We start from the raw sequence: 12517 nt of genomic DNA on the forward strand, positions 1-12517 counted from the left end.
CTGAAATTTACCATGCCTCTCCTGCCCGCAACCCCTCTTTCATGCAACAACGCCGGTCATTACTATCGATTCCGAGATTTTCAAAAACGTTCGACACCCCCCTTTCCCCGCAAGGGGACGAAAACACCTAAATATTTGTCGTATGGGATATTACCAAAAAATCACGGTTCGACACCCCCCTTTCCCCGCAAGGGGACGGAAACAGGTTGACCTGTTTCGAGGGCTATTTTCGCTTTTTGGCGTTCGACACCCCCCTTTCCCCGCAAGGGGACGGAAACCGTTGAGTTCTTGCAAAGCGTGTGCTTTCGAGTAAGGTTCGACACCCCCCTTTCCCCGCAAGGGGACGGAAACGCTTAAACAGCTTGATGCTGAAGAAGCCGCAGATCTGGCGTTCGACACCCCCCTTTCCCCGCAAGGGGACGGAAACTCTCGATAAATTGTTTGAAGATCCACGAAAATATGGTTCGACACCCCCCTTTCCCCGCAAGGGGACGGAAACAAAGGATACGGTACCATGTGCTACTTGGTATCGAAAGGGTTCGACACCCCCCTTTCCCCGCAAGGGGACGGAAACACGCCACGGACACGTCTGAGCAGTAAATCCTAATTTCGGTTCGACACCCCCCTTTCCCCGCAAGGGGACGGAAACGTCAATTTCGCCGGAGCTCAATTGACGACCCGACAACAGTTCGACACCCCCCTTTCCCCGCAAGGGGACGGAAACTTAAAATCTGCTGCTGATTGAGCGATCGCGCGCCTCCTGGGTGCAGATTCTGAACTCTTAGAATTGTGGGATGACGACGGATGATCAAAAAAGACCAACGGCTCCACCATGTGCAGCCCCGGTGCAGGCAAACTCCGGCGCACCACCAATCTCCCCAAATCTTTGACTTCGGGTAGCAAAAGCCGATGATACAGAATCCTGCGATAGGGAGACACTTCACCCCACCACCTGACGACACCTCCCCTTGCCCTAGACATGAAGCGACTTCCCACAGGGGAGGGGAGGTTGGGAGGACGCTCTGAACTAGTGCTACGTTGCGAATCGGATTCAGTATGACTAGCGCCAATCCCAAAACCAACGTAAACGGCGATCGCCCGATGTGCCTCCAAACAGCAGTACGAGCGATCGCCCTCTCTCTATCGTTGTCGGTATCTAGTCTGGATAGAGCCAAGCCTTGAATCCCGTGAACTAGCGATCGCGCAAATACGCCTCAATCGCCAGATTCACCAATTCCGTCATCGACTTACCTTCCGCCGCCGCCGCCGCCTTCAGCTTGTCATACACCTCTTCTCGCACCCCCAGACGATGGCGAGATCCACGGTTTTTCGAGGCCGAGGGCACGTAGGAGGCCGAGAACTCGCGCAATGCCTCAAACCCGACCCGATGGCAAAAATCACCAAAGCTTTCTGGATGTTTGCCTTTCTTCCGCTGACGTTTGAACAAGACAAACAGCGGCTCCAGGGTTTTCTCCAGATCGGCGATCGCCATGTTGTTCATGTAGATCTCCGACAAGCGCGATTGGTTGGGGCTTGCGCCCAGCCAGATCTGATAGGCCCCGGGCGACTGTCCCACAAAGCCCAGCTCTGCCAGGTACGGACGCGCGCACCCGTTAGGACATCCCGTCATCCGAATGATGAAATGCTCACCCTCCAAGCCAACCTTGTTCAACAGAGCGCGAATACGGTCTACGATGCCGGGAATAGCCCGCTCCGATTCGGTAATGGCTAACCCGCAGGTGGGTAGAGCCGGACAGGCCATCGTGTGGCGAGTGAGGGCATCCAAATCCTCCGCGCGCGTAATGCCACACCGATCCAGAATGGCTTGGATATCGTCTTTCCAGGCAGGCTCGATCTCGTACAGCACGATATCCTGATTCGCCGTCAGACGCATCGGCACTTCGTAACGCTGCACAATCTCACGGAGCGCCGTTTTCAGCTTGAAGTCGCCTTCATCTTTGACGCGACCATTCTCTACCGATAGACCGAGGAAGAGCTTGCCGTCGCCTTGCTCATCCCACCCCACATAATCGCGATACTCAAAGGGAGGCAGGGATTTGAAGGGTTTCAGCGGCTTGCCAAAATAACCCTCAACGACCTGCCGGAACTTGTCTACCCCCCAGTCGTGGAGGAGGTATTTCATCCGGGCATGCCGACGATTCAAGCGATCGCCATAGTCGCGCTGGGTCGCCAAAATCGCCTTCATCACGTCATAGACATCCGCCTTATCCACGTAGCCGATCGGGTCTGCCAAGCGGGCAAAGGTTTCCTCTTTATTATGGGTACGTCCCAGGCCGCCTCCCGCCAGGACGTTAAATCCTTCCAGTTCCCCGGCGGCGTTGGTGATCACCACCAGGCTGACGTCCTGGGAATAGAGATCCACCGAGTTATCGCCCGGAACCGTCACACAGCACTTGAACTTACGCGGCATGTAGTGGGTGCCGTAGAGCGGTTCTTCGCTGTCGTGAATAATGGTGCCGTTACCATTCCGCTGGAGTGCCGCTTCCACCTCGGGGTGAACTTCTGAGGTCACCGCTTTCTCACCATCGAGCCAAATTTCGTAGTAGGCTCCGGTACGGGGGGTCAGCAGATCGGCAATGCGATCGGCATAGTCGCGGGCGTACCCATACTCCGAGCGATTCCGGTAGGGCGCAGGGGGAGCCATGACGTTGCGGTTAAGATCGCCGCAAGCTCCCAGAGTAGACCCCATGTGCTTGACGATGTCGGCAATAACGGTTTTGAGGTTCTTTTTGAGAATGCCGTGAATTTGGAAGCCTTGACGGGTCGTGGCGCGGAGGGTGTGGTTGCCGTACTCTTCGGAAAGGCGATCGAGGGCGAGGAATAGGGGGGCAGGGATGAACCCACCGGGATTCCGGGTGCGCAGCATGAACTGATAGTCTTTTTCCTGACCTTTAACCCGGTTATCGCGGTTGTCTTGCTGGTAGGAACCGTGAAACTTGAGGATCTGAATGGCATCCTCACTGAAGTGGGTCGTATCTTGCAGGAGTTCAGTGGCGACAGGCTCACGCAGACCGTTGCTGCGCTCTTTGAGACCTTCTACTTTGGACACTTTGCGGACGTCGGTTGGCTTTGCAGGAGTATGAACCATGAGGCAGTGTAAATAAGCGGATCGAAATGTTAAGAATTATCCCCGGTAATCCGGTCGGTTTTTGGGTGAATTCGCACTCCGATCATACCACCCGCACCGACGATCGCACCGGGGGAAAGGTTATCAAAAACCGATAAAATTGCGATCGCCAAACCTGAGTGTCTTCCGGAGTTACAGCTCTGTCTCTGGAAATCGTCCCCGTTGCTTGCGGGCTTCCATGGCTTTTTCCAGCAGTTCCAGCAACCCCGGCGCTTCTTCTTGGAGGGTCAGTAGGAGGCGTTCGCCCATTTCCAGATCGCCAGGATCAGCCCCGGTTTCCATCACGGACAGCAGGCGCGGCATCGCTACCTCATCCACGATTTGGATCAGCCCATGCAGGCAGCGATTAAACTGCTTTTCGGTGAGGGTAGAATCTTCCAAGGGAAATTCAATAATCGCCCGAATTTCACCATCCGCCGGATCATATTCCCATTGGAGCATTTTCGTTTCCCAGGAGATACTGAGCATCGTTTGCAAAATGGCGGCCTTGTGGGGATGGTCTTGGATGCCATCCAAAACTCGCGGGGCAAACAGCTTAAAAAAGCGCCCGTCTTCATCGAGCTGGATCACAATCAAAAAATCCTCCAGATTCTCGGAGTAAACCCCCGTGAGAATCCGCCCCTCATCCTCATCTACGTCGTAGTTCCACCCTGAACGATCCAGGTATTTTGCAATTTGTTGTAACGTTGCGACCATGCGTTCTCTTCCTGTCGGCACTTAGCTCACCAAACCAGCTTTGCATAGGACGGTTCCTCTGTGTCAATGGGTAACATCCGCATCTGCTGGTTCATGGGTAAGATTCGGGGTTTGCCCAGTAGCGTGGATTGTTCAATGCGGCGTCTACTTGCCTAAATAGAAATTCTGCGCTGCTAGAATTGTCCAAGCGGACATCTGCCTTGCTCAGCTTTCTCTCAATGGAGAGCTGGCTACGGATGCGCGCCTGAGCCTGCTCCTTGGGAAGATGATCGCGCATCATGATGCGTTCAAGCTGTTGCTGAGGACTGCAATACACAACCCAGACTTCATTGACGAGATCAGTCATCCGCGCCTCAAACAGGAGCGGAATCACCAACATGATCACAGGAGTATGGTCAGGATCTAGGCGTTCAATTTCCTGCTGGAGGCGATCGCGCACGATGGGATGAATCCGCGTTTCTAGCCAGTGCAGTTCGGCGGGCGTACTAAACACAATTTCACCCAGTCGCCGCCGATCCACCTGTCCATCCCGTTGCAGAATGCCCGATCCGTAGCGATCGATGATATCCTCCAGCACGGGCGATCCGGGTTGAACCGCTTCACGGGCGTACACATCGGCATCTAGAACCGGAATGTGGCGCATCGTTTCGACATAGTGGGATACCGTGCTTTTGCCCATGCCAATCCCCCCAGTGAGGCCAATAATACGTTGGGGGGCAGGGGACGATGAAAGAGTTTGCTCCATAGCTGTTATGACACCTGATGGGTTCTCGATGCAGTTGCACTAGGCAGATGCCCACTGAATCAGGGCTTGAGTCAGTCCCTCCAGGGTATATTCTGCCGCTTCCAGGGTGACTCGTCCGAGATGATTGCGACAGGCCATGGAGGTTTGGGGGCCAATGGACGCCAGACAGATCTGATCCCAGTTGGGAATGGCGATCGCGCGATCGCCCCACTGAGCCAGAAGCCCCGCCACGCATTGAACCGTTTTAGAACTGGCAAAGGTAATCGCATCAACCTGGCCGCTGCGGAGAGCCTGCTGTACTGCTGAGTCCATCGTTTTCACACACCCAGACTCGTAGGCCGGAACTTCGGTGACCTGAACGCCCAGATCGGTTAGCTCTCGAACCAGCACATCCCGTCCTCCCGACTCCACCCGTGGAAACAGAACCTTGGTTCCGGCGAGGGTGTCTCGTCCAGGGAAATGCTCAACGAGGGAATCCGCCACAAAATTGGGGGGCATAAAATCGGGGGTGATGCCCCGTTGCTGCAGAACCTGAGCCGTCTTTTTGCCCACCACCGCAATCTTGACGGACTGCAATGCAGCGTCGGCCAATCCGGCAGCCTCTACCCGCTCAAAAAAATAGTCAACCCCATTGCTAGAGGTCAAGATCAGCCAATCAAAGGTCTCTAACTGGGCGATCGCCCCATCTAAAGCCTCCCAACTGGAGGGCGGCGTAATGGCGATCGCGGGCATTTCCAGCACCATGGCACCATGGGATTGCAGTAGGGTGGTGAACTGGCTGGACTGTCCCGCCGATCGGGTCACCACAATTGTTTTTCCCTGTAAAGCCTGATTACTCACCGTTACTCTATTCCAAATATTCCAAAGGTTGCAAAAAGGGACGCAGCTTCACCACATCGCCCACCACAATCACAGCGGGAGACAGGGAGAGGCGATGGGTTTGCTGCACGATGGTTTCTAAGGTGCCTACCCAAAGTTGCTGCTGGGGATGCCCAGCCCAGCGAATAATGGCGATCGCCGTCCTGGGCGATCGCCCTCGATCCAGCAGAATGTCCACAATCTCTGGAACCTGCCGAGCCCCCATTAGAATGACCAGCGTATCCAACTGGGCTAGCGCCTCCCAATTCAAGGCATCCAGGTCATGGGCCGTCACCACAGCAAAACTGCGCCCCATCACCGGATCGGTTAGGGGAATCCCCACCAGGGTAGGGGCGGCCAGTGCCGAAGACAGTCCCGGCACCACTTCAAAATCACAGCCCGACGCTTTCAAGGCCTGAATCTCGCTAGCCGCCCGCCCAAAGATAAAGGGATCACCGCTTTTCAGCCGGACAACTAACCGTCCCTGCCGACAGTGCTCAACCAAAAGAGCATTGATGTCAGATTGGGGGGTACTGGGTAGCCCGCCTCGCTTGCCGACCTGAATAATCTCGCAATGGGACGGCACCCACTGCAAGAGCCGTTCATCGACCAAGGCGTCGTACACCAAAACATCGGCTCGCGTCAGACAGTTCTGGGCACGAAGCGTGAGATGGTCAATGGCTCCTGGGCCAGCCCCCACCAAAAATACTTTGCCGCTCCTGCCGCTATCCATTGCTCATCACTGCTGCTAATCCCTGTCGGCCTATCGTTTGCTACCGCTCCTAGGGTTTAGTCTACAGGGCTATCTCCCTAAGGATATTGCAATGTTTCGCAATAGATTTACAGCAATCCTCAGCATCATTTAGTCATCAGAGATTCTTTTAATCCAGTTTTTTGTAGCAAAACATACTGTTCAAAAGCTTTTCTGGCGGGCGATCGCCTGAAAATTTCCACCGCTCAAATATTATCTTTCTTATTAAGAACCGTTATGATATTTAATGAAAGTACACTCAGTTTTACACTTTGCTCAGGAGTAACGTTGCGTCATGGCTATGATTCAGAAGTCCGTTGGATTTTTAACGGCGGTTCTCAGACCCAACCTCGCTGCCAACTATCCCTCCCAACTTGCATGGCTAGTGCTGCGCGTCGTCGCGGGAACTGTGATGATCCACAACGGCTTAGATAAATTGTCGAACATTGAAAGCTTTGCCCAGGCATACGTAGAAGTGATCGGTCTACCGTTTCCGATCTTTTTTAGCTACGTTGCCGCCTACACCGAATTGATTGGTGCGCCGCTTCTGATCCTTGGATTTCTGACACGACCTGCCGCCGCAGGACTTTTTGGAACCATGCTTGTGGCGATGTACCACCACGTCCTGGTGGCAGGGTTTAGCATTCCCTATTTAGAACTATCGGCTCTCTATGCCGCTTGCTTCTTGTTCTATCTTGTCAATGGCGCGGGTCTATTTTCACTTGACGCTCTGCTGGCAGGACAGCTTGGCTTGAACTTACAAACTCAGCAAGACCAGCAGATCAATGCGTTGGAGAAAGCGTACAGCAATCCCGAAGTGACCTCACAGCAATAGGTCTGCATCGTCGCCTTGATGCTGTGCAGGCAAACGATAGCTTTGAATGTCGATCGCCGCAACGGGTTCGCCGTCAAGAAAAATCTTGATGTGGCGCGCTAACTTGAGCAGGGCGACAGGCTGACTTAAAATTGCACTCGCCTGGGTAAGGGCATTCGCATCCTCTTCGGTGTAGCAGTGAATGCGAAGCACTCTCCATCGACGGAATAGCTTGCAATTACTCAGGCATTGGATTTTGTGAAGCTGATCGGGATCTTCCCGATAGAAGCTGAGAATGAGTTTACTAAGCTGAGATTTCCACTGCATAGGACATTACGTTCAGATTTTGTAAACAATTCGTTATTGGAAGCGTTAAACCTCGAAGATCGAGGTGAGATTTCGCAGCAGAAACGTCCCTAATGGCGTAGTTGACCATGCTGGCGATCGCTCCATGCAGAAAGCAAGTCAACACATCCATCTTGATTCCCTACAAAACCGAAGGTCAGTCCATGGATGATGGTCGCTTCGCTAACTGGAAGAGCTTACTTTTATTGAACCGTAGAGGACTTAGGAGATCGCTAAGCCCGCAAGAAGATTTAACGACTGCCCATTCGGCAAAAGAGTGGGAAAACAGCCTGAAACGGATGGCTGGCCTTGATTTTGGGGCGATGTACGGAGTCTCTAACCTGTAATCTTGCTTTGAATTTCGCGATGAAACGTAACACTAAGGGTGAGCGCGTGCGGTGATGTAGCGTCCGTGCTTGGTTTGCTGATCGGGAAGCAGGGCTGGACAGCGTGTTGCGATTTAGTCGAGGTTCATAAACGAGGTTAGTAGATCTGATCCAGTTCCGCGTCTTGGCTAATCTGCTCCCAGGTGGTGAGGCTAACAACGCCATCTGCCGTGAGATTGCGAGCTGTTTGGAAGGCTTGAACGGCAGCCAAGGTCGTCGCTCCAAAAATGCCGTCAATCACATCTTGGTAATATCCGGTCAAATACAGCGCCTTTTGCAGCATAATCACAGAGAAGTTGCGATCGCCCAGGGCTAGCGTGGGAAGGAAGGAAGAGTAGTAGCGAGAGAATAGGGTGTTAGACATGGTGTGACAGTTCCCCAAATGTCCTGGTTGGGATACTTCTACCCTAGGCGACCTTGCGGCAAATCACTTCCCCACATCAGTGGATACCCACCATGCTATCCGGTTCATCCGTTTGGGTGAGTCATCCTGATCCGGTTGCAGGCACTATGTAGCTACAGAAAGCGTCACCTTCCCTGAAGACGCATGTCTATTCACCATATCCTTTGGAGATACCCATGAAAACGTTTTCAATGACTGCTATTTTGACGCTGGCCTGTGTGGTCGGAGTGCCCGTTGTGGCGTTTGCCCAATCGACCTCCGACCCTATGACAGGCATGACCTTTGATGAACGGGTTGATTACATTACCGACTTGAGCCGCGCTAAAAACCTGGCTCGTCAAGCCGGAGAACGCGTAAACGGTGGCATCAACTCCTACTGGGCAGAACCATCGATGCATGGCCCTGCCGCTGATTCTCCCTACACCGATAACGGTGACGGCACCTGGACCTTTATCTTCCGTGGAGGTGCGCCTGCATCGAACGTTCTGGATGTGGAAACAGAAGTGTTAGTCAATCGCACGACTTGGGATGTTTCGGTGGTCTACAACGGCCCTGTTCGCTAGGAGACCCTATAAGTAAGCTCGTTCAGCCTATGGTATGCGCGGGGTGCAAGGAGTTCTGCACCCCATTTATTTTGATAGCCTTGATCGCCGCACGTCCACCCGTAGACCTTTCGTAGTGCGATCGCCCATCTTGGTGCGTTAGATCTGCTACGCTTTATCCCGGAACATCAGCACCGCTTCGTAATTTTGAAGATCTAAAAGCTGATCTTGGTATATGAAGAAACGGAGTGGGGACTGCGAGCAACGGGCGTGCTGGGTGTGGTGAATCCAGACCTCCAGCAGCAAAATCTAAAGATGGTAGAGGGGCAAACGTTTCGTACGCTGGACATGGATTGGTTTATGCCCTTGACCGTGAAGCTGCAGATCAACTATCCCAATGGGTTGGTTCACATTATCGTGAACACCATGACCCCCATTAATGATTCCACCTCGCAGATGGTGCAAGTTTGTCTCCGCAACGACACTGAGGCAGATACCAAAACCAGGGATGTAATCGCCTTTGACCGAGCCGTAACCCTAGAAGATAAACGCATTTTGGAGTCTACGGATTACGATGTACCCCTAACGCTGAACCGGGAAGAACATATGTTGACCGATCGCCCTGGCATTCTGGTTCGCAAAAAAATAGCGGCGTTGCTCAAAGTCCACGGTGAGGTCGAGCAAACACAGCGTGTGTCTTAGAGAGAGTCGCCTTTTAGAAAAATAGAGGCAAATCAGATCTGCGACTTCTTATATGAAACCCATAGGCTACTTTTGGAAGACAAAGAAGAAGTCGTAGATCTCTAGAGAGAGCGATCGCCCATAGAGAGCGATCGCTGGTTCGTTAGAGAGATATATATGATTTGAGGTTCATAGATAGACTCTCAAAATCTCCTCTAACAATTCACGGATAGGAACTAACCCACGCGAATAGGTGCAGACTCCAGCGCTTCCACGAGGCTGCGAACCACGGCAACCATGGCGACTTCGCTGTTGAGTTGGTTGATCGCAGAACCCACACCGACCCCAGAAGCTCCAGCGGCGATCGCCATTGGAATCGTGACGTTCGACAATCCAGACGCGCACAGGACGGGAACCTCAACCGCACGGGCAATTTCATAGGACGCTGCCAGGGTGGGGGACGCTTTCTCGATCAATCCCAGGGTTCCAGGGTGCTGGGGTTGGCTGCTGGTGCCTCCTTCGGTCTGGATGATGTCGGCTCCAGCACGCACAAGGTCTTCGGCCAACTGCACTTGCTGATCCAGTTCCAAAATGTGGGGAACGGTAACAGACAGCAGAATGTTCGGCAGGAGCGATCGCGTTTTCTGGGTCAGTTCTAGCACTTCTGGAGCTTCGAAGCGGCGACCTTGGGCATAAAACGCATCAAAGTTTCCGATCTCGATGAGGTCAGCTCCGGCTTCTACGGCAGGCACAAATAGTTCTGGCTCGACCGCAGATACGCAAATGGGCAAATGGGTGAGCTGACGCGCCATGCGAACCAAGTCGGCATCGGCTGCAATATCCACAAAGGTCGCTCCCCCTTGGTCAGCCGCTTTGACCACGGCAGCAACCCGGACAGCGTCAAAATTGGTAAGACCACTAATCACTTTCAGGGCGCGGCGGTTTTGCAGTGCAGTGTGGAGTGCGGACATCGTCATAATCGTTATTACCTCTGCATGATGTATGGCTATTTTGCCATTGACAGCAGACTTTCACCACCTATCCCCTCGGAAATGCTCCTATGCCGTCAGTACGCGATAGTTTTAGCATGGTGCAACAAAAAAGCCTCCGACGCAGGATACTCCATCGAAGACTTAAGCTCACCTGAACACGGTGCTGTGTCAGATGGTTGGAGGGCATAAACACGTTGACTTCGAAGTCAAATCACTTCAGCCCCAATCCACCCTGATGCCTGAGCTATCAATATGGTGGGATCGCGTCGCTTACCCCCCTCAACCCTAGTCATGAAGAGGCGTTGGCTGAGGTCGCGGCGCAGTGGGCATTGAATGTGTACTCACGAACTTATCTCAATCCTAGCGAACTTCCCTGAATGCAATCGCAATAGTCCTTAGACTTGTACTCACATCTTGCAGGCGATCGCCCACACGTCCAGTGATGCACCCCTCCAGCCTTTCTGAAGAAAAGCTTAATTTTTGCCAAAAACATTGCATTTGTTTACAAGTGTGGTTAAGACCGTTGCCTCCTCCCGTCGTTCAAAACGCCTTATATGCCCCCTCGATATCTCCCGATGTTGGCATTTCAGCCTAACACGCACGAAACGCTAGGATAAACAGTGGGGTTTCTGACCTAGTCATCCGTTTAGCCCTTATATGCCCTATTTTTATGACAAACACTGATATTACCGAATGTCTATCTGCCCTATTTGGCTCAAATGTACAGCGTATCGATACCCAATCATGGCAAGTCGAAACTGAAAACGCACGAATTCTGGTGCTCCTATCGGATGATCAATCTTGGCTCCGGGTCTTACTCCCCATTGCCCCCCTCAGTGATGCCCAACCCTTTTTGGAGCAACTGCTCACAGCCAATTTTGATGAAACCCAAGAGGTACGGTATGCCCTCCATCAAGATGTCCTGTGGGGCGTTTTTCAACACAACCGAGAGTCTCTGACGGTAGACGACTTCCAAGGGGCGATCGCCCGCCTCCTGCTCCTGAAGTCCCAAGGATTAACAAACAGTTTTAACACGTTTACAGAACAGCAAATTCGCCAAATCATCGCCGCTGCCAAACGTCAGGGACAGTCCCTTGAAACCACCCTGCAAACCTTAGAGCGATTCTACGCAGAAGGGATCATGGGTTCGATGCAGCAACCCGCCGCCGATCGGCAAGCCATTTTAGACGCATGGCGATACCAGCTCGAGCGGCTTTGGGACGAAGCGGATTAGGAAGAATCGTGCGTCGAGTTTTCCCAAGCCTGCTAACGTAGTAGGGGGGTTGTATTTCGCAGTATCTCTATGAGTCAAGACCTTTTGCAATCGCTTGTGTGGATGGATTATCGGCTAGCCGTACTCTTTGCAGTGGTGCTACCGTTGATCATCCTCATTTGGGCAACCGTCAAACAATCCGACGCTATTGTTCAACTCCTGATTATTTATTGGCGAGTGGCAAGCTTGCTGGCGATTACGGTGTTTTTGATGATTGCGAACTTGCCGATGAGCTTTATCCCGGCGCTAGCGGCGCACATTTTGATTCCGATCGCTCTTTGGTTCTGGGTCGATCTCAACGAAGAGATTGACGATCAGTCCCGCAGACCCTTGAAGCTGGCGTTCACCTCATGGCGATGGGCAACCAGCATCTATTTCGGTCTGGGCGCGATCGCCCAACTCTTTGTCCTGCGTTGCGCCTTCTCAAAATCGTTATTTCAAACCCCATTTTGTCAGGTTTGGCTCGATCCGCCCAAGCTATTCAAAGCTTATTTCCTCGGTTATACACCCGGATTTTGGGGCTTTTTGGGCATTCTCGGCCTCATCATTTATGTGCTGTACCTGGCGAACTTTGTGGTCTTTCGTCTGAATAAGCAAGGACGTTCAGCGATTCAAAATTGATAGAGATTGAGTGTATGGAGAGCGATCGCCCAAGGCAGAAGCAACCCATGAGTTCTATCGGCTACCGTCTAGAGCAATATACCCTCAAGCATCCGCAAGAAGTGTTGCTGGTCACCGCAGACATTGCCGGAGAACGGGATGAAATGGCGTTGTTGCATGAAAGAGGGGTTGCGGGCAGGAGAGGCATGGTAAATTTCAGTTATCACAGGCGTTGTTGCATGAAAGAGGGGTTGCGGGCAGGAGAGGCATGGTAAATTTCAGT

At 52.8% G+C, this 12517-nt stretch carries 12 protein-coding genes, 2 pseudogenes and 1 CRISPR repeat array; of the genes and pseudogenes, 7 read left to right on the forward strand and 7 right to left on the reverse strand.

Annotation, left to right across the window (positions count from 1 at the left end):
- The first annotated feature begins 88 nt into the window (after positions 1-88).
- A CRISPR array of direct repeats spans positions 89-724; the repeat unit is 37 nt; unit sequence GTTCGACACCCCCCTTTCCCCGCAAGGGGACGGAAAC.
- Positions 725-1192: 468 nt separating this feature from the next.
- The 4 genes and pseudogenes from sir to cobA form a co-directional block, all read right to left on the reverse strand.
- A complete protein-coding gene (sir, locus tag IGR76_01540; protein MBF2077222.1) occupies positions 1193-3109 on the reverse strand; it encodes a sulfite reductase, ferredoxin dependent in 1917 nt (638 codons plus the stop codon).
- Positions 3110-3280: 171 nt separating this feature from the next.
- Positions 3281-3844: a hypothetical protein gene (locus tag IGR76_01545; protein ID MBF2077223.1), complete on the reverse strand. Its 564-nt coding sequence runs from the start codon at positions 3842-3844 to the stop codon at positions 3281-3283.
- A 91-nt stretch (positions 3845-3935) separates the two neighbouring features.
- Positions 3936-4589, reverse strand: a complete 654-nt coding sequence (locus tag IGR76_01550; GenBank protein ID MBF2077224.1) for a dephospho-CoA kinase — start codon at positions 4587-4589, stop codon at positions 3936-3938.
- Positions 4590-4628: 39 nt separating this feature from the next.
- Positions 4629-6180, reverse strand: a pseudogene (gene cobA / locus IGR76_01555) (uroporphyrinogen-III C-methyltransferase).
- A gap of 319 nt (positions 6181-6499) precedes the next feature.
- Here cobA and IGR76_01560 point away from each other — a divergent pair.
- Positions 6500-7033: a DoxX family protein gene (locus tag IGR76_01560; protein MBF2077225.1), complete on the forward strand. Its 534-nt coding sequence runs from the start codon at positions 6500-6502 to the stop codon at positions 7031-7033.
- Here IGR76_01560 and IGR76_01565 read toward each other — a convergent pair.
- Entirely contained in the window at positions 7022-7339 is a 318-nt protein-coding gene (locus IGR76_01565; GenBank protein MBF2077226.1) for a hypothetical protein, read from the reverse strand. The two genes, IGR76_01560 and IGR76_01565, sit on opposite strands and share 12 nt — an antisense overlap.
- Positions 7340-7446: 107 nt before the next feature.
- Between IGR76_01565 and IGR76_01570 the strand changes: the two genes are divergently transcribed.
- Complete coding sequence (locus IGR76_01570) at positions 7447-7704, forward strand: hypothetical protein (protein ID MBF2077227.1); 258 nt, start codon at positions 7447-7449, stop codon at positions 7702-7704.
- Positions 7705-7840: 136 nt separating this feature from the next.
- On the opposite strand, the gene IGR76_01575 is transcribed toward IGR76_01570, so the two are convergent.
- A complete protein-coding gene (locus IGR76_01575; GenBank protein MBF2077228.1) occupies positions 7841-8107 on the reverse strand; it encodes a peptidoglycan-binding protein in 267 nt (88 codons plus the stop codon).
- Positions 8108-8322: 215 nt separating this feature from the next.
- Between IGR76_01575 and IGR76_01580 the strand changes: the two genes are divergently transcribed.
- Entirely contained in the window at positions 8323-8709 is a 387-nt protein-coding gene (locus IGR76_01580) for a hypothetical protein (protein ID MBF2077229.1), read from the forward strand.
- 219 nt (positions 8710-8928) lie between these two features.
- Positions 8929-9390 (forward strand): annotated as a pseudogene (locus IGR76_01585) (Rieske (2Fe-2S) protein).
- A 215-nt stretch (positions 9391-9605) separates the two neighbouring features.
- Here IGR76_01585 and IGR76_01590 read toward each other — a convergent pair.
- The gene (locus IGR76_01590; protein MBF2077230.1) at positions 9606-10346 is read right to left on the reverse strand and encodes a DUF561 domain-containing protein; all 741 of its coding nucleotides are present in this window, start codon (positions 10344-10346) and stop codon (positions 9606-9608) included.
- Positions 10347-11031: 685 nt separating this feature from the next.
- On the opposite strand from IGR76_01590, the gene IGR76_01595 reads away from it, so the two are divergent.
- From IGR76_01595 to IGR76_01605, 3 genes are all read left to right on the forward strand, one after another.
- Entirely contained in the window at positions 11032-11595 is a 564-nt protein-coding gene (locus IGR76_01595; GenBank protein ID MBF2077231.1) for a hypothetical protein, read from the forward strand.
- A gap of 69 nt (positions 11596-11664) precedes the next feature.
- The gene (locus tag IGR76_01600) at positions 11665-12255 is read left to right on the forward strand and encodes a DUF3177 family protein (GenBank protein MBF2077232.1); all 591 of its coding nucleotides are present in this window, start codon (positions 11665-11667) and stop codon (positions 12253-12255) included.
- Positions 12256-12302: 47 nt separating this feature from the next.
- Positions 12303-12509, forward strand: a complete 207-nt coding sequence (locus IGR76_01605; protein ID MBF2077233.1) for a hypothetical protein — start codon at positions 12303-12305, stop codon at positions 12507-12509.
- Positions 12510-12517: the final 8 nt, after the last annotated feature.

It is taken from the genome of Synechococcales cyanobacterium T60_A2020_003, assembly GCA_015272205.1.
Taxonomy (GTDB): Bacteria; Cyanobacteriota; Cyanobacteriia; order RECH01; family RECH01; genus JACYMB01.

Excerpts from the sequence above, each read along its gene's own strand:
- IGR76_01600 (MBF2077232.1), top strand. The coding sequence starts at position 11,665 with ATGAGTCAAGACCTTTTGCAATCGCTTGTGTGGATGGATTATCGGCTA.
- IGR76_01605 (MBF2077233.1), top strand. The coding sequence starts at position 12,303 with ATGAGTTCTATCGGCTACCGTCTAGAGCAATATACCCTCAAGCATCCG.
- IGR76_01570 (MBF2077227.1), top strand. The coding sequence starts at position 7,447 with ATGCTGGCGATCGCTCCATGCAGAAAGCAAGTCAACACATCCATCTTG.
- IGR76_01550 (MBF2077224.1), bottom strand. The coding sequence starts at position 4,589 with ATGGAGCAAACTCTTTCATCGTCCCCTGCCCCCCAACGTATTATTGGC.
- IGR76_01575 (MBF2077228.1), bottom strand. The coding sequence starts at position 8,107 with ATGTCTAACACCCTATTCTCTCGCTACTACTCTTCCTTCCTTCCCACG.
- IGR76_01565 (MBF2077226.1), bottom strand. The coding sequence starts at position 7,339 with ATGCAGTGGAAATCTCAGCTTAGTAAACTCATTCTCAGCTTCTATCGG.
- IGR76_01545 (MBF2077223.1), bottom strand. The coding sequence starts at position 3,844 with ATGGTCGCAACGTTACAACAAATTGCAAAATACCTGGATCGTTCAGGG.
- IGR76_01590 (MBF2077230.1), bottom strand. The coding sequence starts at position 10,346 with ATGACGATGTCCGCACTCCACACTGCACTGCAAAACCGCCGCGCCCTG.
- IGR76_01560 (MBF2077225.1), top strand. The coding sequence starts at position 6,500 with ATGATTCAGAAGTCCGTTGGATTTTTAACGGCGGTTCTCAGACCCAAC.
- IGR76_01580 (MBF2077229.1), top strand. The coding sequence starts at position 8,323 with ATGAAAACGTTTTCAATGACTGCTATTTTGACGCTGGCCTGTGTGGTC.
- sir (MBF2077222.1), bottom strand. The coding sequence starts at position 3,109 with ATGGTTCATACTCCTGCAAAGCCAACCGACGTCCGCAAAGTGTCCAAA.
- IGR76_01595 (MBF2077231.1), top strand. The coding sequence starts at position 11,032 with ATGACAAACACTGATATTACCGAATGTCTATCTGCCCTATTTGGCTCA.